The 25,447-nt window shown below is 64.1% G+C and carries 22 protein-coding genes and 1 pseudogene; 19 read left to right on the forward strand and 4 right to left on the reverse strand.

What is annotated here, in order from left to right; all coding sequences use genetic code 11:
• Positions 1-127: 127 nt before the first annotated feature.
• From atpB to E3O25_RS06585, 10 genes are all read left to right on the forward strand, one after another.
• A complete protein-coding gene (gene atpB, locus E3O25_RS06540) occupies positions 128-916 on the forward strand; it encodes a F0F1 ATP synthase subunit A (RefSeq protein WP_241988524.1) in 789 nt (262 codons plus the stop codon).
• A gap of 53 nt (positions 917-969) precedes the next feature.
• Entirely contained in the window at positions 970-1,209 is a 240-nt protein-coding gene (gene atpE, locus E3O25_RS06545) for an ATP synthase F0 subunit C (protein WP_092109394.1), read from the forward strand.
• 29 nt (positions 1,210-1,238) lie between these two features.
• The gene (locus E3O25_RS06550) at positions 1,239-1,799 is read left to right on the forward strand and encodes a F0F1 ATP synthase subunit B (protein ID WP_092109628.1); all 561 of its coding nucleotides are present in this window, start codon (positions 1,239-1,241) and stop codon (positions 1,797-1,799) included.
• A 3-nt stretch (positions 1,800-1,802) separates the two neighbouring features.
• Complete coding sequence (locus E3O25_RS06555; protein WP_092109397.1) at positions 1,803-2,600, forward strand: F0F1 ATP synthase subunit delta; 798 nt, start codon at positions 1,803-1,805, stop codon at positions 2,598-2,600.
• Positions 2,601-2,717: 117 nt separating this feature from the next.
• Positions 2,718-4,355: a F0F1 ATP synthase subunit alpha gene (atpA, locus tag E3O25_RS06560; RefSeq protein ID WP_092109631.1), complete on the forward strand. Its 1,638-nt coding sequence runs from the start codon at positions 2,718-2,720 to the stop codon at positions 4,353-4,355.
• 66 nt (positions 4,356-4,421) lie between these two features.
• Positions 4,422-5,324: a F0F1 ATP synthase subunit gamma gene (locus E3O25_RS06565; RefSeq protein WP_134360770.1), complete on the forward strand. Its 903-nt coding sequence runs from the start codon at positions 4,422-4,424 to the stop codon at positions 5,322-5,324.
• A gap of 19 nt (positions 5,325-5,343) precedes the next feature.
• Positions 5,344-6,807 (forward strand): F0F1 ATP synthase subunit beta, encoded by a 1,464-nt coding sequence (atpD, locus tag E3O25_RS06570; protein WP_092109402.1) that lies wholly within the window; start codon positions 5,344-5,346, stop codon positions 6,805-6,807.
• A gap of 2 nt (positions 6,808-6,809) precedes the next feature.
• Positions 6,810-7,079, forward strand: coding sequence for a F0F1 ATP synthase subunit epsilon (locus E3O25_RS06575; RefSeq protein ID WP_134360771.1), 270 nt, complete (start codon positions 6,810-6,812; stop codon positions 7,077-7,079).
• 20 nt (positions 7,080-7,099) lie between these two features.
• Positions 7,100-7,930 (forward strand): YaaA family protein, encoded by an 831-nt coding sequence (locus tag E3O25_RS06580; protein ID WP_134360772.1) that lies wholly within the window; start codon positions 7,100-7,102, stop codon positions 7,928-7,930.
• An 87-nt stretch (positions 7,931-8,017) separates the two neighbouring features.
• Positions 8,018-9,016 carry a malate dehydrogenase gene (locus E3O25_RS06585; protein WP_134360797.1) on the forward strand — a complete coding sequence of 333 codons (999 nt, stop codon included), beginning with the start codon at positions 8,018-8,020 and terminating at the stop codon, positions 9,014-9,016.
• Between the two features lie 23 nt (positions 9,017-9,039).
• Here E3O25_RS06585 and E3O25_RS06590 read toward each other — a convergent pair whose 3' ends face one another.
• Entirely contained in the window at positions 9,040-9,564 is a 525-nt protein-coding gene (locus E3O25_RS06590; RefSeq protein WP_134360773.1) for a methylated-DNA--[protein]-cysteine S-methyltransferase, read from the reverse strand.
• A gap of 113 nt (positions 9,565-9,677) precedes the next feature.
• Between E3O25_RS06590 and E3O25_RS06595 the strand changes: the two genes are divergently transcribed.
• The 4 genes and pseudogenes from E3O25_RS06595 to E3O25_RS06610 all read left to right on the forward strand — a co-directional run bounded on the left by E3O25_RS06595 (position 9,678) and on the right by E3O25_RS06610 (position 15,718).
• On the forward strand, positions 9,678-10,640 hold the full coding sequence (locus E3O25_RS06595; protein WP_092109414.1) for an aldo/keto reductase: 963 nt from the start codon (positions 9,678-9,680) through the stop codon (positions 10,638-10,640).
• A gap of 21 nt (positions 10,641-10,661) precedes the next feature.
• Positions 10,662-12,395 (forward strand): annotated as a pseudogene (locus E3O25_RS06600) (ABC transporter ATP-binding protein).
• The gene (locus tag E3O25_RS06605) at positions 12,392-14,356 is read left to right on the forward strand and encodes an ABC transporter ATP-binding protein (RefSeq protein ID WP_092109419.1); all 1,965 of its coding nucleotides are present in this window, start codon (positions 12,392-12,394) and stop codon (positions 14,354-14,356) included. Before E3O25_RS06600 ends, E3O25_RS06605 begins: the two are co-directional and overlap by 4 nt.
• A 93-nt stretch (positions 14,357-14,449) precedes the next feature.
• Positions 14,450-15,718, forward strand: a complete 1,269-nt coding sequence (locus E3O25_RS06610) for a DUF4192 domain-containing protein (RefSeq protein ID WP_092109422.1) — start codon at positions 14,450-14,452, stop codon at positions 15,716-15,718.
• Here the strand turns inward: E3O25_RS06610 and E3O25_RS06615 are convergent, their stop codons facing one another.
• Complete coding sequence (locus E3O25_RS06615; protein WP_134360774.1) at positions 15,719-17,149, reverse strand: aspartate aminotransferase family protein; 1,431 nt, start codon at positions 17,147-17,149, stop codon at positions 15,719-15,721. It abuts the gene before it with no gap.
• Positions 17,150-17,154: 5 nt separating this feature from the next.
• Entirely contained in the window at positions 17,155-17,637 is a 483-nt protein-coding gene (locus tag E3O25_RS06620; RefSeq protein WP_092109428.1) for an Lrp/AsnC family transcriptional regulator, read from the reverse strand.
• A gap of 123 nt (positions 17,638-17,760) precedes the next feature.
• Between E3O25_RS06620 and E3O25_RS06625 the strand changes: the two genes are divergently transcribed.
• The 5 genes from E3O25_RS06625 (at position 17,761) to E3O25_RS06645 (ending at position 24,219) form a co-directional block, all read left to right on the forward strand.
• On the forward strand, positions 17,761-19,197 hold the full coding sequence (locus E3O25_RS06625) for a gamma-aminobutyraldehyde dehydrogenase (RefSeq protein ID WP_134360775.1): 1,437 nt from the start codon (positions 17,761-17,763) through the stop codon (positions 19,195-19,197).
• Between the two features lie 105 nt (positions 19,198-19,302).
• On the forward strand, positions 19,303-20,106 hold the full coding sequence (locus E3O25_RS06630) for a protein phosphatase 2C domain-containing protein (protein ID WP_338419438.1): 804 nt from the start codon (positions 19,303-19,305) through the stop codon (positions 20,104-20,106).
• Between the two features lie 25 nt (positions 20,107-20,131).
• On the forward strand, positions 20,132-20,485 hold the full coding sequence (locus E3O25_RS06635; RefSeq protein ID WP_134360776.1) for a zinc ribbon domain-containing protein YjdM: 354 nt from the start codon (positions 20,132-20,134) through the stop codon (positions 20,483-20,485).
• 12 nt (positions 20,486-20,497) lie between these two features.
• Positions 20,498-21,091, forward strand: a complete 594-nt coding sequence (locus E3O25_RS06640; RefSeq protein ID WP_134360777.1) for an FHA domain-containing protein — start codon at positions 20,498-20,500, stop codon at positions 21,089-21,091.
• A 113-nt stretch (positions 21,092-21,204) separates the two neighbouring features.
• The gene (locus tag E3O25_RS06645; RefSeq protein WP_134360778.1) at positions 21,205-24,219 is read left to right on the forward strand and encodes an FtsK/SpoIIIE domain-containing protein; all 3,015 of its coding nucleotides are present in this window, start codon (positions 21,205-21,207) and stop codon (positions 24,217-24,219) included.
• Between the two features lie 2 nt (positions 24,220-24,221).
• Here E3O25_RS06645 and ald read toward each other — a convergent pair whose 3' ends face one another.
• The gene (gene ald / locus E3O25_RS06650; RefSeq protein ID WP_134360779.1) at positions 24,222-25,337 is read right to left on the reverse strand and encodes an alanine dehydrogenase; all 1,116 of its coding nucleotides are present in this window, start codon (positions 25,335-25,337) and stop codon (positions 24,222-24,224) included.
• Between the last annotated feature and the right edge of the window lie 110 nt (positions 25,338-25,447).

Raw genomic sequence — 25,447 nt, forward strand, 5'->3', positions numbered from 1 at the left:
ACACCGATCCCACCCCGGTTTGCACATGCTTTACAGCGTCGTAAACCTGCCCATAATCGTCGTTGCGCGAGCAGAGCTCACCGCCCCGAAACAGGAGAAAGCGCTGCTAGAAATCGCCGTAAACCTGATGGTCCCGTCTGCCACCGGCGACGGTGAATTTCACGGTCCCTCCATCAATGAGTTCTTCCCCAATGTAATCTTCTTCGCGGGCACCAGCTTCGAAATCAACCGCATCATCCTGATTCGCTTTCTCGCGGTCGCGGTGCTGATGTTGGCCTTCTGGCTTGGTACTCGCCGCATGAAGATCATTCCGACCCGCGGCCAGAGCCTGGCCGAAATGGGACTCGACTTCGTTCGCGTCAACATCGCCGAAGACCTGCTCGGTAAGAAAGACGGCAAACGTTTTCTGCCGCTTTTGACGACCATCTTCTTCATGGTGTTGTTCATGAACATCACGGGTATTATTCCGTTCCTCAACATCGCCGGCACCTCGGTGATCGGGGTACCACTGCTGCTCGGCGTGATCTCCTACGGAACGTTCATCTACGCCGGCGTCAAGAAGAGCCCGGCTAAGTTCTTCCGCAACTCACTCTTTCCGCCCGGAGTTCCTCCGTTCCTGTACCTCATCGTGACGCCGATCGAATTCATCTCGACGTTTCTGGTGCGACCGGTCACTCTCACGCTCCGACTGATGATGAACATGATCGTCGGACACCTCCTGCTCGTGCTGTTCTTCAGCGCTACCCAGTTCTTCTTCTTCACTGCGGATGGTGGGTTCAAGCTCTTCGGCGCTGGCACCCTCGTCTTCGGCTTCGCCTTCACGCTCTTCGAAGTGCTGATCGCCGTCCTCCAGGCTTACATTTTTGCCCTACTCACCGCCGTCTACATCCAGCTCGCGCTGGCTGAGGAACACTAGACACTTTAGGAATCCGGCACTCGCCGAATTCACCATCACGGAAGGAAACATACGTGGACGCAACAACCGTTCTCGCGGAAATCAACGGAAACATCGCGACCGTCGGTTATGGCCTCGCAGCCATCGGCCCGGCAATCGGTGTAGGTATCGTCGTTGGCAAGACCATCGAGGGTGTCGCTCGTCAGCCTGAGCTGGCCGGGCGCCTGCAGGTGCTGATGTACATCGGTATCGCCTTCACCGAGGCGCTCGCCTTCATCGGTATCGCTACCTACTTCATTTTCACCGGCATCTAAACCTCTTCACTACTTAATTAGGAGGCATGATGCTTCACGCAGTAATTGCAGCCGCGACGGAAGAAGCGGCGCCAAACCCGCTCATCCCGGAGATCTACGACATCATCTGGTCGGCGGTCTGCTTTGTCGTGATTTTGTTCTTCTTCTGGAAGCTTGTGCTGCCCAGAATGCAGAAGCTTCTTGACGACCGTGCAGAAGCCATCGAGGGCAACATTGCCAAGGCCGACGACGCTCAGCGCAAGGCCGAAGCTGCACTCGTGCAGTACACCGCCCAGCTTGCTGATGCTCGTGCCGAAGCCGGTGCCATTCGTGAACAGGCCCGCACCGATGGCCAGCGCATCGTCGCTGAGCACAAGGAGCAGGCCGCGGCCGAAGCCGGTCGCATCGCGGCCAGTGCCAAGACGCAGATCGAAGCCGAACGCCAGGCTGCCGTCGTGTCGCTTCGCAGCGAGGTCGGCACCCTTGCCATTGACCTCGCCTCGGGCGTCATCGGTGAGAGCCTGTCCGACGACGCGAAAGCCAGCGCCATTGTCGATCGTTTCCTGGCCGAACTTGAAGCCAGCGAAGCACCAAAAGCCGGAAAGATCTAGCAAATGGGAAGCGCCACCAGAGAAGCACTCGCCACATCGAGGGCGGCACTGTCCGTCCCCGGCGGCACGACTGATCTGGCGACGGGCGAAAGCCTGTTCGGCGCCGGTCGAGTTATCGGGTCGTCGTCCCAGCTGTTGTCAGCACTCGGCGACGCGTCAGCGGATGCTGCGGCCAAGGTCACCCTCGTGCGTGCCGTCTTCGGTACCAGCGTGACACCTCGGGCGCTCGACCTGCTCGCGGCCTCCGTGTCCGAACGCTGGTCCAGCCACGACGACCTGCTCGCCGGGATCGAAGAACTGGGCCTGCGGGCATCCGCCCTGTCAGCACCGGCCGGCACATCCATCGAGGACGAATTGTTCGCCTTCGGTACAACGGTGTCGTCAGATGCTGGTCTGGAACTCGCACTGGCCAGCAAGCTTGGCAAGCCGACCGCCAAGGCCGCGCTCGTCGAGCAGCTTCTGGCCGGCAAGGTATCCGGACAGACGCTCGCCATTGTTCGGCACCTGGTGCAGCAGCCTCGCGGCCGCCGTATCGGCGAATTGCTGCGACACGCAGCAGCCATCGTCGCAGACCAGTCCGGAACCTCGATCGCGACCATCACGTCGGCGAGCGTTCTCACGCCCGCCCAGCTCGACCGCTTGCAGAAGAATCTCCAGGAACGCCACGGACGTGCACTCACCATCAACCAGGTCGTCGACCCGGCGCTGGTCGGCGGAGTGCGCGTACAAATCGGCGATCTGGTCATCGATGGCAGCATCGCAACCCGCCTGGCTGATTTGAGACTCCAGCTCGCTCGCTGATTCTGGCGCAGTGTGACAGAAGCAGCAGCACCACAAACCCAGCAGTACCAGATGACTCAGGGCGGCAGCGTCCTCGAACAGACAGAACCTGTACAGCCGTACAGAAAAGGGAAGATGATGGCAGAACTAACGATCAGCCCCGATGAGATCCGTGGCGCTCTCCAGGACTTCGTGAAGTCCTACGAGCCGAACAAAACGTCAACGACCGAGGTTGGCTACGTCACCACGGCCGGCGACGGGATCGCCCACGTTGAGGGCCTGCCCGGCGTGATGGCCAACGAGCTCATCAAATTCGCCGACGGCACCCTGGGCCTGGCCCAGAACCTCGATGAAGACGAGATCGGCGTTGTCGTACTCGGCGAGTTCGGCGGCATTGTGGAGGGCATGGAGGTGCACCGCACCGGCGAGGTTCTCTCCGTTCCCGTCGGCGACGGCTACCTCGGCCGTGTCGTCGACCCGCTCGGCGCTCCCATCGACGGGCTGGGCGACATTGCCACCGAAGGCCGCCGCGCCCTCGAGCTGCAGGCCCCCGGTGTCATGAGCCGCAAGTCGGTGCACGAGCCGATGCAGACCGGTATCAAGGCCATCGACGCCATGATCCCGATCGGCCGCGGCCAGCGCCAGCTGATCATCGGTGACCGCCAGACCGGCAAGACCGCGATCGCGATCGACACCATCATCAACCAGAAGGCCAACTGGGAGTCGGGCGACAGCAACAAGCAGGTTCGTTGCATCTACGTCGCCATCGGCCAGAAGGGCTCCACCATCGCTTCGGTGAAGGGTGCCCTCGAGGACGCCGGGGCAATGGAATACACCACCATCGTCGCAGCTCCCGCCTCCGACCCGGCCGGATTCAAGTACCTCGCCCCGTACACCGGTTCGGCTATCGGCCAGCACTGGATGTACGCCGGCAAGCACGTTCTCATCGTTTTCGATGACCTCTCCAAGCAGGCCGAGGCCTACCGTGCGGTCTCCCTGCTGCTGCGTCGCCCGCCGGGACGCGAAGCGTACCCCGGAGACGTGTTCTACCTGCACTCCCGTCTGCTGGAACGGTGCGCCAAGCTCTCCGACGAGCTCGGTGCCGGATCGATGACCGGGCTTCCGATCATTGAGACCAAGGCCAACGACGTTGCCGCTTACATTCCGACCAACGTGATCTCGATCACCGACGGCCAGATCTTTCTGCAGTCAGACCTGTTCAACGCCAACCAGCGCCCCGCTGTTGACGTCGGCATCTCGGTTTCCCGCGTCGGTGGCGACGCGCAGGTCAAGTCGATCAAGAAGGTTTCGGGCACGCTCAAGCTCGAGCTGGCCCAGTATCGTTCGCTCGAAGCCTTCGCCATGTTCGCCTCGGACCTCGACGCGGCCAGCCGTCGTCAGCTCGCCCGTGGCGCCCGCCTGACGGAACTCCTGCGTCAGCCGCAGTACTCGCCGTACCCCGTCGAAGATCAGGTCGTCTCGATCTGGGCCGGCATCAACGGCAAGCTCGACGAGGTTCCGGTTCCCGACGTGCTGCGTTTCGAGCGCGAACTGCTCGACTTCCTCGGTCGCAACACCGAAATCCTGAAGACCCTGCGCGAGACCAACGTTCTCTCTGATGAGACCGTTGCAGCCCTCACCGCCGGTGTCGATAAGTTCAAGCTCGAATTCCAGACCGGTGAAGGCAAGCCGCTCGCCTCGGTCGGCAAGGAAAAGTTTGAGGCGATTGCCGTCGAAGACGTCAACCAGGAAAAGATCGTCAAGCACCGCCGCTAGTCCTCGCCGATTCGCGCGACGCAGAACCACTGACGAAACCACACTGAAAGACAAGGAAGCAGACACATGGGAGCGCAACTTCGGGTCTACCGGCAGAAGATCAAGTCTGCCCAGACGACCAAGAAGATCACTCGGGCCATGGAGCTGATCTCGGCCTCGCGCATCCAGAAAGCGCAGGCGCGGGTCGCTGCGTCAACCCCGTACTCGCGCGCCGTGACGCGCGCCGTCTCGGCGGTGGCCACGTACTCGAACGTCGAGCACGTGCTCACTACGGAGCCCGAAAAGATCGAGCGCGCAGCGGTCGTCATCTTCGCCTCCGACCGAGGCCTGGCCGGCGCGTTCAGCTCGCAGGTTTTGCGCGAAGCTGAGTCGCTCAGTGAGTTGCTCCGCGGCCAGGGCAAGGACATCGTCTACTTCCTGGTGGGACGCAAGGCCATCGCCTACTTCAGCTTTCGCAACCGCACGTCGGAGCGAGTCTGGACCGGCGGCACCGATCAGCCGCAGTTCGAAACGGCCAAGGAAATCGGCGAAGCACTGCTGGAGTCATTCCTTACGGACTTCTCCGATGGCGGCGTCGACGAGATCCACATCGTCTACAACCGTTTCGTCAGCATGGTCACCCAGGTGCCCGAAGTCGTTCGACTGCTTCCCCTCGAGGTCGTCGAGGGGGTGGAAGAACCCGGTGACAACAAGGTCCTTCCGCTCTACGAGTTCGAACCCGACGTTGAGACGGTTCTGGACAGCCTCCTCCCGGTGTACATCGAGAGTCGACTGTTCAACGCCATGCTGCAGTCGGCCGCATCTGAGCATGCGAGCCGCCAGAAGGCAATGAAGTCGGCCAGCGACAACGCCGACAAGCTGATCACGGACTACACCCGCCTGTCCAACAACGCGCGTCAGTCCGAGATCACCCAGCAGATTTCCGAGATCGTGGGTGGAGCCGACGCGCTCTCATCCGCTAAGAAGTAAGACCAGAGAAGAGAGAGCTATGACTGACACCGCAACCGCGCCAGTCCGGGCGGAGGACACGGCCGGCTCTGTTGGCCGCATCGCGCGCGTCACGGGCCCCGTCGTCGACATCGAGTTTCCGCATGACTCGATCCCCGGCATCTACAACGCCCTGAAGACCACGATCACCATCGGTGACGACTCGAACGAGATCACGCTCGAGGTTGCACTTCACCTCGGTGACGACCTCGTTCGTGCCATCGCGCTGAACCCGACCGACGGACTCGTCCGCGGCCAGGAAGTGCGCGACACCGGCAGCCCCATCACGGTTCCGGTCGGAAACGTCACCAAGGGCAAGGTCTTCAACGTCATCGGCGATGTGCTCAACGCCAAGCCCGGCGAGAAGATCGAGATCACCGAGCGCTGGCCCATCCACCGCAAGCCGCCGGCGTTCGACCAGCTCGAGTCCAAGACTCAGCTCTTCGAAACCGGAATCAAGGTCATCGACCTTCTCACGCCGTATGTTCTCGGTGGAAAGATCGGCCTGTTCGGTGGTGCCGGAGTCGGCAAGACCGTCCTCATCCAGGAAATGATCCAGCGCGTAGCGCAGGACCACGGTGGAGTATCGGTGTTCGCCGGAGTCGGTGAGCGTACCCGTGAGGGCAACGACCTCATCGCCGAGATGGAAGAAGCCGGCGTCTTCGACAAGACCGCGCTGGTGTTCGGCCAGATGGACGAGCCGCCGGGAACGCGTCTGCGCGTCGCTCTCTCCGCCCTGACCATGGCCGAGTACTTCCGCGACGTGGAGAAGCAAGACGTCTTGCTCTTCATCGACAACATCTTCCGCTTCACCCAGGCCGGTTCTGAGGTGTCGACCCTGCTGGGCCGTATGCCGTCCGCCGTGGGCTACCAGCCGAACCTGGCCGACGAGATGGGTATCCTCCAGGAGCGCATCACGTCGACCCGTGGCCACTCGATCACCTCCCTCCAAGCGATCTACGTCCCCGCCGACGACTACACCGACCCGGCACCGGCGACCACCTTCGCCCACCTCGACGCCACGACCGAGTTGTCGCGTGAAATCGCGTCGAAGGGCCTCTACCCGGCCGTCGACCCGCTCACCTCGACCAGCCGTATCCTCGACCCCCGCTACCTGGGTGCCGATCACTACAACACGGCTGTGCGCGTCAAGGCGATCCTGCAGAAGAACAAGGAACTCCAGGAGATCATCGCGATCCTCGGTGTTGACGAGCTCTCTGAAGAAGACAAGGTCACGGTTTCCCGTGCCCGCCGCATTCAGCAGTTCCTCTCCCAGAACACCTACATGGCGAAGAAGTTCACCGGTGTCGAGGGTTCCACGGTTCCGCTCAAGGACACCATCGAGTCGTTCACGGCAATCGCCAACGGTGACTTCGACCACGTCGCTGAGCAGGCCTTCTTCAACGTCGGTGGCATCAACGACGTCGAAGAGAAGTGGGCTCAGATTCAGAAGGAGAACGACTAAGCATGGCGAAGTCGCTGTCCGTCAGCGTTGTGTCGGCCGACCACCAGGTGTGGACCGGCGAAGCGACCATGGTCGTAGCCAAGACCGTCGAGGGCGAGATCGGCATCCTGGCCGGTCACGAACCGATGTTGGCGATTCTGGCGCTGGGCGACGTTCGTCTTACCCTGGCCGATGGCTCCAAGGTCATCGCCAAGGCTGAGGACGGGTTCCTGTCGGTCGACAACGACATGGTCACCATCGTGGCACGCAAGGCTGAACTCGTCGGTTCCTAACCCGCGCGTCTGCAACACCAGTGCTGATACTGCTTCCGCCGTCGGAGACGAAACGCTCCGGCGGCGAAGCTGTACCCCTGGACCTCACAGTCCTCGCCCATCCTCGCCTGAACGTGAAACGCCGGGCCCTGGCCCGCGCGGTTGTGGCGCTGGCCAGGCATCCGGATGAAGCCCGTACCGCCCTGAAACTGGGCCGTACGCAGCTGTTCGAGATTGACCGCAACCGCGAACTGCTGTCGTCTCCAACCCTGCCGGTCATTGACCGGTACACCGGGGTACTCTTCGACGGGTTGGATGCCGCCACCCTGACGGTCTCGCAGCGCGAGTTCGCGCGCGCTCACCTGGCCGTCCACTCCGCACTGCTCGGGCCGGTCGGTGCGCTCGACCCGATACCGGCGTACCGACTGTCGCATGATTCGCGCGTGCCGAACCTCACACCGACCAGTCTCACGCTCAAGCAGCTGTGGAGCACCGAAGTTGCGAAGGTGCTCGGCCAGACTCAGGGGCTGTTGCTCGACCTCCGCTCGGAGGCCTATGTAGCTCTCGGTGCCCGACCCCAGCGCCCAGACTCGCTGTATCTGCGAGTCGTCGCCCTCGCGGGCGACGGTCAGAAGCGCGCTCTGAATCACTTCAATAAGAAGTCCAAGGGTGAATTCACCCGGGCCCTGCTCGAGCAGGAGTTCGATTTTCGCACGACCTCAGAGTTGATCGACTGGGCGCAATCCGTCGGAATCCGCCTTGGACCGGGCGCAGCGGGCGAGCTTGAACTCGTTGTCGAGCAGCACCTCGCGTCGGCGGGTCGCGCGGCGTCATCGACGATCTACACCGGAGCTGATCTAGCCCGGGTCTAGGACGCAGCGGGATAGGCTGGGCGCGTGAGTACAGACGCCAGCACTTTCCCCGCATCGGCAACCGCAGCAGCATCCGTCAACGTTCCCATTCATCGGCAACCGGTCAACGTGACCGTCACCGGAGCGGGCGGACAGATCGGCTACGCACTGCTGTTCCGCATAGCGGCTGGCGCGTTGCTCGGGCCGACCACGCCGGTTCGGCTGACCCTTTTGGAAATACCTCAGGGGCTGAAAGCCGCCGAGGGTACCGCGCTGGAACTTGAAGACTGCGCCTTCGATCTGCTGCGCGGGGTCACGGTCACCGATGACCCCGCTATCGCCTTCGCCGGCGTCAATATTGCGCTGCTGGTCGGATCTCGGCCGCGTGGGCCTGGCATGGAGCGTGCCGACCTGCTCGAAGCCAACGGTCGCATTTTCGGACCGCAGGGCGCCGCGATCAACGCCGGGGCCGCAGACGATGTGCGCGTGCTCGTGGTGGGCAACCCCGCCAACACCAACGCTCTCATCGCTGCCGCGCATGCACCCGACGTGCCGGCGGAGCGATTCACCGCGATGACCCGGCTCGACCACAACCGGGCTGTGGGACAACTCGCCAACCACCTCGACGTCGCCGTCGGAACGATCCACGGCCTGACCGTGTGGGGCAACCACTCTGCCAGCCAGTATCCGGATGTCTTCCACGCCACAGCCCAGGGCCGAGCGGTTCGAGACCTCGTCGACGAGCAGTGGCTGGCGCAGACTTTCATTCCGCGAGTGGCCCAGCGCGGATCGGAGATCATCGCCGTGCGCGGAGGATCATCGGTCGCCTCCGCAGCCAACGCGGCCATTGACCACGTCGCTGACTGGGTGACCGGGCGCGGTTCGGACTGGACCAGTGCCGGGGTGGTTTCCGACGGCTCCTACGATGTTCCGGCCGGGTTGGTGTGCTCGTTCCCGGTGCGTTCGGTCGATGGTCAGTGGCGCATCGTGACCGGGCTGGAACGCAACGAGTTCTCGCGAAGCAAAATCGCGGCATCCGTTGCCGAGTTGGTTGAGGAACGCGAAGCGGTGCGGGCGCTGGGCCTGCTGCCGCTCGGTCGTCGCTAGGGCGTACCGGCACGGCCACGCCGCTACCGGTGCCGGATTCCTTCGTGATCGAGCAGCCACGCCTTGGTCGGGATTCCCCGGCCGGCACTATAACCGGTGATCTGGCCGCTCGAAGCGAGCACCCGGTGGCAGCCGATGATGATCGGCACCGGGTTGGCGCCGACCGCCCCGCCGATGGCACGGCCGGAACCGACGCGGCCGATGGCACTGCCGAGTGCCCCGTAGGAGATGACATCGCCGAACGTGAGGGTCGCCAGCCTGGCCCAGACGCTGCGCTGAAACTCGGTGCCGCGGATCAGATGCACGGGGAGGTCGAAGGACTGCCTCGTTCCGGCAAAGTATTCATCGAGTTGATCGCCGGCCCGCCGTAGCATGGGGGAGGGAATCTCTGCACGGGCATCGAGCGGCAGCTGGCCGTCGGTTTCGATGGAGAGGGAGAGAATTCCCTCGTCGTCGGCGGTCAGTTCGAGCCGGCCGATCGGGCTGGGAAGGCGAAGGAGCGCGTTCGCTGTCGTTGATCGCGAGGGTTGCTTCGGGGTGCTGTCCATGATTCGACTGTAGCCGCCGCCCGCAACGCCACCTCGCGGGTTTCGGACATTGGTGGCCAACGCGTGGAGACCTGCGCCTGTGCAGGAGACGGCTGCCGTCCTAGTCTGTAAGGATGGCTCAGATTGAATATCGCAGACTTGGCTCCTCCGGACTGACCGTCTCGACGATTGGCCTTGGGTGTAATAATTTCGGGCGAACCGGCACAGCGTCGGAGAGTCAGGACGGAACGACCGCTGTCATCGACGCGGCCATCGAAGCGGGCGTGACACTCTTCGACACCGCCGATATCTACGGTGCCGAACGCGGCTTGAGCGAAACGCTCATGGGGCACTCCCTACGCGGCAAGCGTGATCAGATTGTGCTCGCCTCCAAGTTCGGCATGGACATGGGCGGGTTGAACGGTCCGGACTGGGGGGCTCGCGGCTCACGCCGATACATCCGCCTGGCCGTCGAGGCGTCTCTCCGACGGTTGCAGACCGACTGGATCGACCTGTACCAGCTGCATGTTCCCGACCCGTCCACGCCGATCGAGGAGACCCTGGCGACCCTGGACGACCTCATCACGGAGGGCAAGATTCGTTACATCGGTCACTCGAACCTGGCCGGTTGGCAGATCGCCGAGGCCGAGTTCACGGCCCGCATGAACGGACACCCCGCGTTCATCTCCAGCCAGAACGAATACAGCCTGCTGGTGCGCGACGCCGAAGACGAGGTGCTGCCGGCCGTCAACGCGTACGGCCTGGGCTTTCTGCCGTTCTTTCCGCTTTACAATGGGCTCTTCACCGGCAAGTTCTCCCGTGAGGGCGGGCCGGCCGACAGCCGGATCATGATGATCCGGCGGCATCTCTCCGACGACGCCCCCTGGGACAAAATCGAGCAATACCAGCAGTGGTGCGACGCGCGCGGCACCACCATGCTGGCGGCGACGTTCGCCTGGCTGCTGGCCCAGCGAGGGCTGACCAGCGTCATCGCGGGTGCCACCAAGCCGGAACAGATCGTGCAGAACGCGGCCGCGGCAACGTCCTGGCAGCCCTCCGCCGACGAGGTCGCCTTCATTTCGAACCTGTTCGCCTGATCCTCACCCTAGGAGATTTACGTGCTGTGGTCCCTGCTCATGCGGTACCTGCGTCCATACTGGCAGCTGCTGCTGGGCGTGATCGTCTTTCAACTGGCACAATCGATCGCCTCCCTCTTTCTCCCCACCCTGAACGCCGACATCATCGACGAGGGCGTAGCCACCGGTGACACTGGCTACATCCTGCGCGTCGGCGGACTCATGCTGCTCATCACCCTCGCCCAGATCATCTGCGCGATCGTGGCCGTCTACTTCGGTGCCAAGGTCGCCATGAAGGTGGGCCGTGACCTGCGCGGCGCCGTGTTCAGCCGGGTCGGCGAATTCTCCGAGCAGGAGGTCACCCGGTTCGGAGCTCCTTCCCTCATCACCCGCTCCACCAATGATGTGCAGTAGGTTCAGATGCTCGTGCTGACCACTTGCACCCTTCTGGTCTCGGCACCCATCCTCAGCATCGGCGGTGTGATCATGGCGATCCGCCAGGACGTTCAGTTGTCCTGGCTCATCGCGGTCAGCGTGCCGATCCTCCTCATCGCCGTGGGACTCATCGTGGTGCGGATGGTTCCGCTGTTTCGAACGATGCAGACCCGCATCGACACGGTCAACCGGGTGCTGCGGGAACAACTCACCGGTATTCGGGTGGTGCGCGCGTTCGTGCGGGAGACGCAGGAGGTCGCCCGGTTTGCCAAGGCCAACCAGGACGTCACCGACGTCGCCCTGAGTTCTGGGCGCCTGATGGCACTCATGTTCCCCATCGTCATGCTCGTACTCAACGTCTCGAGCGTGGCCGTGATCTGGTTTGGCGCATTCCGCATTGAAGACGGGTCGATGCAGGTGGGCACGCTCATCGCCTTCCTCAGCTATCTCATGCAGATACTCATGGCCGTCATGATGGCCACGTTCATGGCCGTCATGATTCCGCGTGCGGCCGTCTCGGCCGATCGTATCGGCGAGGTACTCGCCACCGAATCAAGCGTCACACCCCCGGCCAACCCGGTCCAAGTGACGGTCGGCCGGGGCGAGCTTGAACTGCTCGATGTCGGATTCGCTTATCCCGGCGCCGAACAGCCGGTGCTGCGCAACGTGAGCTTCATCGCCCGCCACGGCGAGACCACCGCCATCATCGGTAGTACCGGCAGCGGCAAGACCACCCTGGTCAACCTGCTGCCGCGCCTGTTCGACGCCACGAGCGGTTCCGTGCTCGTTGACGGCGTCAACGTGCGCGAGCTCAATCCGGACCTGCTCTGGGGGCACATCGGCCTCGTGCCGCAAAAGCCCTACCTGTTCTCCGGAACGGTGCGCAGCAACCTGCTGTACGGCAAACCCGATGCCACAGAGGAGGACCTCTGGCAAGCTCTCACGATCGCCCAGGCCAGGGAATTCGTCACGGATATGGCCGGCGGCCTCGACGCACCGATTTCGCAGGGCGGCACCAACATATCTGGTGGACAGCGTCAGCGCCTCGCGATCGCCCGCGCCCTGGTGAAACGGCCGGAGCTGTACATTTTCGACGACTCATTCTCGGCCCTCGACCTCGCCACGGATGCTCGACTCCGGCTCGCCCTCAAACAGAGCACCGACGATGCCACCATGATCATCGTCGCCCAGCGGGTCTCGAGCATCATCGATGCCGACCAGATCCTGGTGCTTGAAGACGGTCGCATCGTCGGCCGGGGAACGCACGAGCAACTCCTCGACTCGAACACAACCTATCAGGAAATCGTGTCGTCCCAGCTCACCGCGGAGGAAACAGCATGAGCGAGACCCACGCTGACGACCAGCCGGCCCCGCGCCCTCAGCGCGGCGGCGGCCCCTTCGGCGGAATGAGCCTGCCGGCCGAGAAATCGATGAACTTCACTGCGTCAGGCAAACGACTGCTCGGCAAGCTGCGTCCTGAGCGACTCTGGCTTGCGCTCGTGCTGGCCCTGGCCGTCATCAGCGTCACGTTCTCGGTGCTCGGCCCGCGTCTGCTTGGAGAAGGCACCAACCTGATCTTCTCCGGCGTCGTGTCGAAGTCGCTGCCGAGCGGCAGCAGCCAGGCCGACGTGATCGCGGGCCTGCGGGCATCCGGCGACAGCAGGCAGGCGGACATGCTCAGCGGCATGACCCTGACCCCTGGCCTCGGCATCGACTTCGCGATGCTGTCGACCGTGCTGTTCTGGGCGCTCGCGCTCTACGTGCTCTCAAGCGTGTTCAGCTGGATGCAGGCTTACGTCCTCAACGGGGTGGTGCAGCGCACGGTGTACCGGCTGCGCGAGGAGATCGAAGCAAAGATCAACCGCCTGCCGTTGAGCTACTTCGACAAGAAGCCGCGCGGTGAGCTGCTCAGCCGGGTGACCAACGACGTCGATAACATTTCGCAGAGCCTGCAACAGTCGCTGAGTCAGGTGGTGACCAGCCTGCTCACGGTCATCGGCGTGATCGTGATGATGGTCATTCTCTCGCCGCTGCTCGCTCTGATCGCGCTCGTCACGGTGCCGCTCACCCTGGTGATCACCGCGTTCATCGCCAAACGGTCCCAGAAATTGTTCGTGGCCCAATGGGCGAACACGGGCGAGCTCAACGGCCAGATCGAAGAGACATTCACCGGCCATGCACTGGTCAAGGTGTTCGGCCGGCAGAAAGAGGTCGACGCCCGCTTCACGCAGAAGAATGACGACCTGTACGCGGCAAGTTTTGGTGCCCAGTTCATCAGCGGCATGATCATGCCCGCGATGACCTTCATCGGCAACCTCGTCTACGTCGCCATCGCCGTTGTCGGCGGACTGCAGGTCGCCTCCGGAGCAATGCAGCTCGGTGACGTGCAGGCGTTCATCCAGTACTCCCGCCAGTTCACCCAGCCGCTGGCGCAGCTCGGATCGATGGCCAACCTGCTGCAGTCTGGCGTCGCATCCGCTGAACGGATGTTCGACCTGCTCGATGCCGATGAGCAGTCCGAGGATCCGGAACCGGCAAAGACGCCGACGGAGACGCACGGTCGCCTGGTCTTCGAGAACGTGTCGTTCCGGTACACCGAAGACAAGCCGTTGATCGAAGAGCTCAGCCTCGTCGCGGAACCCGGGCAGACCATCGCAATCGTCGGACCCACCGGGGCCGGCAAAACCACCCTGGTCAACCTCATGATGCGGTTCTACGAGATCGACTCCGGGCGCATCCTGCTCGATGGCGTCGATATCGCGACCATGACCCGGCACGACCTGCGCAGCCGCATGGGCATGGTGCTCCAGGACACCTGGCTGTTCGGCGGTACGATCCGCGACAATATCGCCTACGGCCGACCGGATGCGACGGAGGAGGACATTCTCTCTGCCGCCACTGCGACCTACGTCGACCGGTTCGTGCACTCGCTGCCGGACGGCTACGACACGGTGCTCGACGACCAGGGCAGCAACGTCAGCGCCGGCGAAATGCAGTTGCTCACCATCGCCCGCGCGTTCCTGGCGCAGCCGAGCGTGCTCATTCTCGATGAGGCGACCAGTTCGGTGGACACCCGCACCGAAGTTCTCGTGCAGAAGGCGATGAGCGCCCTGCGGGCCGAACGCACGAGCTTCGTCATTGCCCACCGCCTGTCGACGATTCGTGACGCCGACCTGATTCTCGTGATGGAATCGGGGCGCATCGTGGAGCAGGGCAACCACGTTCAACTCCTCGCCGCGCACGGTGCGTACCAGGCGTTGTACGCTGCACAGTTCGCTGCGCCCGTCGCCGACGAGGTCTGACTGCGCCTCCTCCCCAACCGGTCGCCGGCCCGGATCAACCCCAGTTTCGGTCCGGCGCGGTTCGACGCGCGACAGCGCTGGCACAGTGGCGGCATGCATCCCACCATTGTCAAAGCCCAGAAGGCCCAGGACTTTCTGGCACTCGTTCCCCAGCTGCTCGGGTTCGTTCCCGAGACCAGTGTCGTGCTCGTCGCGTTTCGCGGCAACCGCACCTGCGGTGCGCTGCGTTTCAACCTGCCGGACGACGGCGCACCGCACAAGGTGTACAAACGAATCGCGACGACGCTCGCCGGAATGCTGTGCAAGATTCCCGGAGTCGACGCCGCCGTTCCGGTGATCTACACCGCGGATGCGTTCGGCGGCACACCCGGGATCCCGCGCGAACGGTTTGCCGAGATCCTGAACCGGCGACTGGAACTGAGCGGATTCCTGCTGCGCGATTCCCTGTGCGTGGCAGCGGATGCCTGGGGCAGCTACCTCGACCCCGGGTGCCCAGCTGGTGGGCGTCCACTGAGCGATATTGCGGAATCGCCGATTTTCGAGGCGGTGGACCAGGAATCAGCGGCCCAAACGCCGCGTCCGCTCGGCACGCTCCAGAATGGGGCCGACCCGATCGAGGTCAGTCTGGCGGCCCGGGAACGCCTGGCCCGGATCTACCGGCGGTACCGCCACCTCCTCGCCCGGGCCGAAAACGCTCCGGAACTGTTCCCGACCTTGGGTTTCGTGCTCGACCCGGTCGCGACCGCCGAGGCGGCGCTCACCTGGCCGAATCCCCCCACCGAAGAAGACGCCGCGGCGCTGCTCGTCCTCGTGCAGGGCCCACCCAATCGTGACCAGATTATGGTGCAGTTCGCGTTCGGGCGTGCCGAAGGCGTACGGGCCCACGAGATGAACCATCGATACGCTCGGCTTCAAGACGAAACCGGCCGGAGTCTCGACGACCTGGTCACCGAAGAATTCAGTACCGGCGAGCCGACCGCCAAACACACCAGCGACATCATGTTGGGCCTGCAGCGTGAACGACCCGACGTCGACCGCATCCGGGTGGCGATCACCCTGCTACGCACCGTCGTCGCTATGGCACCGCGATCGGCCAAACCGGCGCCGCTGTGCATGCTGGCCTGGTTGTCGTGGGCCCTCGGCAGCGGTTCCGTCGCCGGACAGTACGTCGACCAGGCCCTTGCCATCGACTCGCACTACAGCATGGCCACCCTGCTGGACCTGCTGCTCAGGTCGGGGCACCTGCCGGAGTGGGCGTTCGCGGTGCCACGCGACGACGGGGAGGAGGGCGACGAGCATGACGAATACGAACCCGACGACGACTGGGGTGATGACTTCGACGAGTTCGCAACCGACAGCTAGCTACATATACTTCGGAGCCTCCGACAGTACCCCGTGCAGAATCTCGCCGATCTCGGCGAATTCTTTCGGGCCGATGGTCAGCGGGGGAGCGAGCTGGATGACCGGGTCGCCACGGTCATCGGCGCGGCAGTACAGGCCGGCCTCGTAGAGAGCCTTCGACAGGTAGCCGCGCAGCAGTCGCTCCGACTCCTCGTCGTTGAACGTTTCCTTGGTGCCCTTATCCTTGACCAGCTCGATGCCGAAGAAGTACCCGGCACCGCGCACGTCGCCGACGATCGGCAGATCGAGGAGTTTCTCCAGCTCCTTGCGGAACAGCGGTGAATTCTCGCGCACGTTCTCGTTGAGCCTTTCCTCTTCGAAGATATCGAGGTTGGCCAGCGCCACCGCGGAGGAAACCGGGTGTCCACCGAAGGTATAGCCGTGGTAGAACGTTGTGTCGCCGTGCTTGAAGGGTTCGTAGATACGGTCACTGACGATGGTCGCGCCGATCGGTGAGTATCCGCTCGTCATGCCCTTGGCGCAGGTGATCATGTCGGGCTGGATGTCGTAGGTCGTTGACGCGAACATGTTGCCGATACGTCCGAACGCCGTGATCACCTCGTCGGCGACCAGGAGCACGTCGTACTTGTCGCAGATTTCCCGCACACGCTTGAAATAGCCGGGGGGCGGCGGGAAGCAGCCACCAGAGTTCTGCACCGGCTCCAGAAACACTGCCGCGACGGTTTCGGGGCCCTCGAACTGGATCATCTCTTCGATGCGGTTCGCGGCCCACTGGCCGAACACCTCAAGGTTGTCGCCGAGGCCGACGCCAGGGCTCATCTCGTCGGCACGATAAAAGTTCGTGTTGGGAACGCGGAAGCCACCGGGGGTGACCGGTTCGAACATCTCCTTCATGGCGGGGATGCCGGTGATGGCCAGGGCCCCCTGTGGGGTGCCATGGTAAGCGACATTGCGGGAGATGACCTTGTGCTTGGTGGGGCGCCCCATCAGCTTCCAGTAATACTTGGCGAGCTTGAAGGCGGTCTCGACGGCCTCACCGCCCCCGGTGGAGTAGAACACCCGGTTGAGGTCTCCGGGAGCATACGACGCAAGGCGGTCGGCGAGTTCGATCGCGTTCGGGTGGGCGTAGGACCAGATCGGGAAGAAGGCGAGTTCCTCGGCCTGCTTCGCGGCTACTTCGGCCAGGCGCTTGCGCCCGTGGCCGGCATTGACCGTGAACAGTCCGCTCAGGCCGTCGATGTACTGCTTGCCGTTGGAATCCCAGATGTGGTGGCCCTGGCCCTTGACGATGATGGGAACTCCCGCGCCGGATTCCATCACCGACTGACGGGAGAAGTGCATCCAAAGGTGGTCCTTGGCTTTCTGCTGCAGCTCGGCGTTGTGGGCATCGCTGTAGGCGACAGGCGTTTCGGCGGGTGTGGTCAGAGTCATTTTTTTTACCGTGTTCCCCAGTTATAGAACTGTTTGTGGAGTTTGAGATAAACGAACGTCTCGGTGGAGAGGACTCCATCGAGATTGCGGATCTTGGAGTTGAGCAGTTCGAGCAGTTCGTCGTCGTCTTCGCAGACGACCTCGGCGAGAATGTCAAAGGTGCCAGCCGTGAGCACGACGTAATCCACGGCGTCGATGGCGGCCAGTTGATCGGCCAGCACGCGGGTGTCGGCCGAAGCGCGAATACCGATCATGGCCTGGCGAAAGAAGCCCAGCTGCATCGGATCCGTCACGGCGACGACCTGCATGACGCCGGAGTCGGTGAGCTTCTGCACCCGCTGTCGCACGGCCGCCTCGCTGAGACCGACGGCTTTGCCGATCTCCGCGTACGACCGACGTCCGTCGGCTTGCAGCTGTTCGATGATCTTTTTCGACACATCGTCGAGCGGGGCCGGCTTGGGCGGGTGACCGCGCCTTTGTCCATTCATGCATCGATTCTGTCAGTCCAAAAGCACTTCGGCAAGCGAATCCGTCGCTCATAATGCAATTCACCGTGCATTTCATTTGTGAATCTGCGTGCATATCAAATTGAAATAGGTACACTGGGCCGCATGAGCGCTCCCGAATTACGCAACTTCATCAACGGCCAATACGTGGAGTCAACATCTTTGGAACGGTTCGATCTCGTCGACCCCGCGACCGAAACGGTCTATGGCAGGAGCCCGGTATCGAATGCGACCGACGTGGATGTCGCCTATCAGGCTGCGGCATCCGCTTTCGAAATCTGGGGTGAGACAACCCCGGCGGTGCGCCAACTCGCGCTGTTTCGAATAGCGGACGCGATCGAGGCGCGGGCCGACGAATTCGCTGACGCCGAGTCGCTCGACACCGGCAAGCCGCGTTCCACCCTCGTCGACGACGAAATTCTGCTGTCGGTCGACCAGATTCGGTTTTTCGCCGGAGCCGCCCGCAACCTCGAAGGCCGAGCGGCTGGCGAATACATGACCGACCACACCTCGTTCGTTCGGCGTGAACCGATCGGTGTCGTCGGCCAGGTCACACCCTGGAACTATCCGCTGAACATGGCGGTATGGAAGTTCGCCCCCGCGCTCGCCGCCGGCAATACCACGGTGCTCAAACCGTCTGACACCACCCCGAGTGCGACCCTGCTGCTGGCCGAGGTCGCCGCGGAATTCCTGCCGCACGGTGTGCTCAACGTGATCACCGGTGACCGCACGACCGGTGCGGCCATGATTGACGACAAGACCCCGCAGCTCGTCTCGATCACCGGTTCGGTGCGGGCCGGAATGGCCGTCGCCGAGGCCGCATCCCACGACCTGAAACGGGTACACCTCGAACTCGGCGGCAAAGCCCCGGTGATCGTGTTCGACGACGCTGACGTCGGGCTTGCCGTCGCCGGGATTGTCACCGCCGGCTTCTTCAACGCCGGCCAGGACTGCACGGCGGCCACTCGACTGCTCGTGCAGGCCGGTATTCACGACGAATTCGTCGCCGCGCTCGCCGCCTACGCCAGGGCCAACGCCCGCACCGGAGCGCCCAGCGAGCAAGGAATCCTGTTCGGACCGGTCAACAACGTCAACCAGCTCGCCCAGGTGTCTGGCTTCGTCGATCGGCTGCCCGACCACGCCGTGCTCGAACTCGGCGGCCACCGGGTCGGCGACACCGGATACTTTCACGAAGCGACCATCGTCAGCGGTCTGAAGCAGACCGACGAGGCGGTGCAGCAGGAGATCTTCGGCCCCATGATGACCGTGCAGCGCTTCACCGACGAGGACGAGGCACTGCGCTGGGCGAATGACGTGCAATATGGCCTGGCGTCGTCGGTGTGGACCCGCGACCACGGTCGCGCGATGCGCTTCGCCAAGCACCTCGATTTCGGTTGTGTGTGGATCAACACCCACATTCCCATCGTTGCCGAGATGCCCCACGGTGGCTTCAAACACTCCGGCTACGGCAAGGACCTCTCGATGTACGGGTTCGAGGATTACACCCGCATCAAGCACGTGATGAGTTACATCGGACACTAGGCGGTGCGGTGGCTGCGAGTGGTGACGTTATTATGGTCCAAGTCCTTCGGTGAACGTTGGAACGGCGGGGACGAATTCGTGCCCCACACTCGGAAGGCACCACCCGTGACCCAGATTGGTCAAGGTTCGACCGGATTTCGTGTTGAACTGCCCAGCGCCGCAACGACGTTGACGCTGGCGTGGGCAGCCCTGACCGATGTCGGCCATCGCCGCGAGGTGAACGAAGACAGCCTGCTCGCTGCGCCGCCTCTGTTTGCTGTCGCCGACGGTATGGGCGGCCACTCGGCCGGCGATGTCGCCAGTGCCGCCGTGGTCGCGCGGCTGGCCGAGCTCTCGGGAACACTCGTGGCGGAGGCTGGATCGATCGATCGGGCGCTCGCCCTCGCGGTGGAAGACATGGCGCAGGGGGTTGGGGTTACCGATCAGGGCACCGGAACGACCGTGACCGGCGTGGCGCTGGCGCTCGTCTCGGATGCCGCCAGCTGGATCGTGTACAACATCGGCGATTCCCGGGTGTACCAGCTGACCGGCGGGGTTCTCGAACAGGTTACCAACGACCACTCGGTCGTGCAGGAGCTCGTCGACGCCGGGCGCATCACCCGCGAAGAGGCGGACGTGCACCCGCACGGCAATATCATCACGCGCGCTGTCGGTTTTCACGAGCCACCGATTCCGGACTACCGCATCCTGCCGATCCAAGCCGGCATGCGAATCCTGGTCTGCTCCGACGGACTCACCAAGGAACTCACCTCCTACGGCATCCGGCACTTTCTGCTCGAGAAGAAGCTCGCAGCGGATGCCGTCACGGCGATGGTCGAAGCGGCCCTGGAAAACGGCGGTCGCGACAACGTCACGGCGATCGTGGTCGACGTGCTGGCGGTCGAACCCTACGAGGCACCCGAATCCTGATCGCACCGCTCGTCGGTCGCGTATTATGAAACGAGTGAATGATACCTTGCCTCCGTGCCCTGAATGCTCCAGCGACCTGACCTACGAGATGGGTTCGCTGCTGGTGTGCCCGCTCTGTGCCCACGAATGGTCGAGCGAGCCGGTTGAAGACGAGCAGGAAGCCCAGGTCAAAGACGCCTTCGGAACCGTGCTGTCCGATGGAGACACCGTTTCGATCATCAAGGACCTCAAGGTCAAGGGCCAGTCGTTGTCGATCAAGGTCGGCACGAAGGTGCGCAACATCCGCCTCGTCGATCCGGTCGATGGCCACGACATCGACTGCAAGGTTGATGGGTTCGGATTCATGCAGCTCAAGTCCAGCGTGGTCAAGAAGGTCTAGGTTCAACCGATCGTGACGTGTCAGATTTGCGGGGCCTGGTTGCCGGTCGGCGCCATGTTCTGCGGCGAATGCGGTAGCTCCCGCACCGCAACCGTGGAGTCGCGCAAGCGCCCGGATCCCCGGCCGAACGACACCACCATCATTGCCCGCCTTCCGCGTCAGACCGTTGTCATTTCCGTGCCGATCCCCACGGCAGTCTCGGCACCTGTGCGCGCCGTCGCCGTCGTGACCGCTGCGCCGACTGCACGGACTGTATTGCCGGCCGCGACGCTGCCGACCCGGGCGACCTTCGTCCTGACGTTCAGCACCGGCCAACGGGTGTCCGTGCGCGGCTCGGGACTGATCGGCCGTAAACCGCTACCCCAGCCCGATGAAATGTTCGACGAACTCATTCGGGTAGCGGATGCCGACCGTTCCGTCTCGAAAACCCACCTCGAGTTCGGCCAGCACGACGGCGAGTTCTGGGTCAGTGATCGGGTCTCCGGCAACGGCACGGTCATCCGCCGTCCCGGTGAAACGGCCGAGCAGCTTGAACCGGGGCGACGCTATGTTCTGCCACGCGGCACCCGGGTCGAAATCGCCGACCACTCCTTCAGCGTCGCCTGACCGGGAGGCGGCGGCTCCGCCGCCGACTCCTCCACTGGCGACGAAAACGCCGATCGTGCACCATCGGCCCGATCAGGGCCGCTTCTCGATGCGCGATCTGGTCTGCTGGATGGGTGTCGACCGTCGATGAAGCTCTCTCCCTGCCGCCTGCGCCTGCCCCGCTGCCGCCCGCAGGGTTTCCCTTGCTCGCCACAGTGGCACCGCTGGCCGCGGCCGGGCTGATCTGGATGATCACCGGCTCGGCTTTCGCGCTCATCTTCGCGGTTCTCAGCCCGATCATCGCGGTGGCCAGCATGTTCGATTCAAAACGCTCCGGCCGAAAACGGCGCCGGGTCGAGACGGCCTCTCACACCGAAGCGGTGGCGTTGCTGCGCACGGTCATCGCCGAGCGTCAATCCCGCTGGCGCGATGAGGCCTGGCAACACACCCCATCAGCCCGAAGCATCGTGCGCGGCAGTGCTGCGGCGGCTCGCTGGCGGCAGACGGATGGTGCCCTCGTCGCGCTCGGAACGGGCCCGGCACCGAGTGGAATCCGACTCGGCGGAGCGAGCGCACCGAACGAGCACCGCGAACTGCGGGACTGGGCCGCGACCGTGACCGATGCCCCGATCATCGTCGACGTGACGCACGGACTCGGGATCGTCGGCCCGATTCCGCTCGCGGACGCCCTCGCCCGCGCCGTGCTCGTGCAACTCTGCTTCGCCATGCCGCCGACCGACCTGGGCCTCTCCAGCGAAACCGGCCAGTACCCGAGTGACTGGAACTGGGTGGCCCAACTGCCGCATGCCGCACCGACGCCGGGCCGGCTCACGATCAGGCTGCGAACGGCCATCGCAACACAGCACGCCGCGGCCCCCCACCCGCGCACCGAGTTCGATCGTGGGCGACTTCTGCTGGTCGTCGCGTCGAGGCTCGACGACCTTCCCCCCGGTTGTGGAACGGTCGTGCGGGTGAACGGGCCTGCTCGAGCACAGATCATCCGATCGCCGAACCGGGCACCGCCCGTCGATTTCTGCCCGGAATTGCTGGCTCGGACCGAAGCGTCCGACTTCGCCGTGACGCTCGCCGAGCAGGCCCGGGCTGCCGGGTTGGTCACCATGGCCGAGGCGCTCCCGGCCTCAGTCGGCCTGACCGAACTGCTCGAACGCGGTGCCGGTGCATCGGCGACCGGTGCATCGGCGACCGGTGCATCGGCGACCGGCTCGGCCATGGACCGGGTGTCCGCTCCGCCGTCCCTGGACTGCCTGATCGGTGTCGGCCGAGACGGGCCGGTGCGAATCGACCTCGTGCGCTCCGGACCGCACGCTGTGGTCGGGGGAACCACCGGCAGCGGCAAGAGCGAACTTCTCACCACCTGGATCGCAGCGTTGGCGGGTACCTACTCGCCCAGCCAGGTGAATTTTCTGCTCGTCGATTTCAAGGGCGGCGCTGCCTTTCAACCGCTCGGGCGACTCCCACACTGCGTCGGCCTCATCACCGACCTCGATTCGAACACGGCCGCACGGGCCCTCGCCAGCCTGGGGGCGGAACTCCGCTATCGCGAGCGCATGCTGAGCGCTGCCGGGGCGCGAGACCTGACCGACGCTCGCATGGAGCATCCGTTGCCCCGCCTGGTCATCGTCGTCGATGAATTCGCAACGATGCTCGGGGTGTTTCCCGAACTGCACGCCCTGTTCGTCGACATCGCTGCCAGGGGCCGATCGCTCGGGGTGCACCTGATTCTGTGCACCCAACGACCCGCGGGAGTCGTGCGCGACGCGCTTCTGGCCAACTGCAGCCTGCGTCTGTCGTTGCGGGTGAACAATCGCGCCGACAGCCAGGCCGTGATCGGAACGGATGCCGCGGCCGCGCTGGCGCCGAGTCAGCCCGGCCGATGCTTCGTCGCCACTGAAGCGGGCGAACCGGTGCTCTGCCAGGTTGCGACGACCGAAGATCGCGACATTTCGAGCATCGTGACGGCATTGCTGTCGGTGCCGTTCCCGGGGTCGCAGCGACGTCCGTGGCTCGATCCGCTCCCGCCGGTGGTCACCGTGAGCGATGTGGAGGCCGCCGACGACAAGGCACCCGGCTACGCCCTGGGATTGCTCGACGACCCCGAGCGTCAGCGTTACCGCGTGTTCGCCTATTCTCCGGAAATCGACGGGCATTTGCTCGTCGTCGGTGGGGCCCGTGCGGGCAAATCCACCCTGCTGCACACACTCGCCCGCGCGGCCGACGGGCAGCGCCTCACCCAACTGGTCGCCGCCGACGTCGAAGCAACCTGGGACGTCCTCGCGAGCATCAGCGTCCTGGTCGAAACCGGTCAGCAGACACCGGCAGCACCCCGGTTGCTCCTGTTCGACGACTTCGACTCCGTATGCGCTCGCTGGCAGCCTGACCATCGGCTGGCTGCGGTTGACCTGCTCACCGGGCTGCTGCGGGACGGACCGGCCGCCGGCGTGCACCTTGTCATCGCCGTGCAGCGGCACACAAGCGTGGTTCCCGGGTTGGCCGCTCTCTGCCACAGCACGTTGCTGCTGAAACTGCCCACCGTGCAGGACCACCTCGCTGCCGGAGGACAGTCGGCCAGCTACATCGCGTCGCTGCCGGCGGGCGGGGGAGTCTGGCAAACCCTGCGAGTGCAGCTTCTGGCGCCCACCGGGTCTCACCTGCCGGTGCCCACCGGAGTGTCCATTCCTGCTCTCCCCGGCTCCGGCCCGCTGCTGATCGTGTCCTCGTCTCCCGGCAGCACAGCAAACCGGTTGCGCGGTGCCCTTGCCACGTCGGTGATTGAGCTGGCGGGAACGAGCGGGCCGGCAGCATCCGCCCTGCACGTTGGCGCGGAAGGCGGCCAACCGGATGCCCCTGACCGGGTCATCGTCGTGGGTGACGCCGAGACCTGGCAGACGCACTGGACCCTGCTGGCGAAGCTGCGCGGTCAGCCTGCGAGCAGCCAGCCCTCGAGTGATCCGGCGGTAAGCGACCAGGCGGTCAGCCTGGTTTTCGATCGGTGCAGCCTGTCGGACTTTCGGCTGCTCAGTCACCGCCGGGAGCTGCCGCCCCCACTGGCACCCGGGCGCGGGCGCGTCTGGGTGTTGCACTCGGACGGCGAGGTCACTCGGGCTGTGTTGCCAGGAAATGACCGGTGATGCTAAAGCAAAACGTCGGCCACAGGCCGGTGCGGCAAACTGTGGGCGAGCGCCACCGGCGCACTGGTCAGTCGCCCGTCGAAGGCATTCAGCCCCTGAGCGAGTGCGGCGTCCGCGCGCAGTGCATTGACCCATCCGAGGGTGGCGAGGGCCCGCACGTAGGGCAGCGTCGCATTCGTCAGGGCATAGGTCGACGTGTGCGGCACAGCACCGGGCATATTCGCGACACAGTAGAACAACGACCGGTGCACGGTGAACGTGGGGTCGGCGTGCGTGGTGGCGTGGCTGTCGGCGAAGCACCCGCCCTGGTCGACGGCGATGTCCACCAGCACACTGCCCGGTTTCATGCGCGACACGAGTTCGTTGCTGACCAGTTTGGGAGCCTTAGCGCCCGGAATGAGTACCGAGCCGATGACCAGGTCGGCCTCAGAAACTGCTTTGTCGATCTCGAAACCGTTCGAGGCGATGGTCTTGACCCGGCCGAAGTGCAGCGCGTCGATCTCCCGCAGCCGAAACAGGTTGGTATCGAGCACGGTCACCTCGGCACCGAGGCCAACGGACACCTGCATTGCGGCGGTGCCAGCGACACCACCGCCGAGAACCACGATCTTCGCCGGGTGAGTGCCCGGAACGCCGGGTACCAGGAGCCCGGGGCCGCCATTCGGCTTGAGCATGGCATTGGCTCCGACGATCGGAGCGAGGCGGCCGGCTACCTCGCTCATCGGTGCCAGCAGGGGCAGGGCCCGGGAGGGCAACTGCACGGTTTCGTAGGCGATCGCGGTGACGCCGCCATCGAGCAGGGCCCGAGTCAGTTCGGGTTCGGCGGCCAGGTGCAGATAGGTGAACAGCACCAGATCAGCGCGAAAATAGCCGTATTCACTCGCCACCGGTTCCTTGACCTTGAGCAGCAGATCGGCGCCCGCCCAGATGCTCGCCGCGTCGGGCAGAATGGTCGCACCGGCCGAGGCATACTGCTGATCACTGATCGAGGAACCGACGCCGGCGCCGGCCTGCACGAGAACATCGTGACCGTGCAGCACGAGGTCATGCACCCCCGCCGGGGTGATCGCGACCCGAAACTCATTGTTCTTGATCTCGGTGGGAATGGCGATTCGCATGGTGCTCCTGTTCTGAAGCGTGCTCCACAGTCGAAGCGGTGAGCGCCACTTCTGGCCTCCACCCTAGTCGGGACGAACCGACGATTTCGAGGGCGAATGTTGCGAGTTTG

It is taken from the genome of Cryobacterium sp. TMT1-3, from assembly GCF_004402315.1.
Lineage (GTDB): Bacteria > Actinomycetota > Actinomycetes > Actinomycetales > Microbacteriaceae > Cryobacterium > Cryobacterium luteum.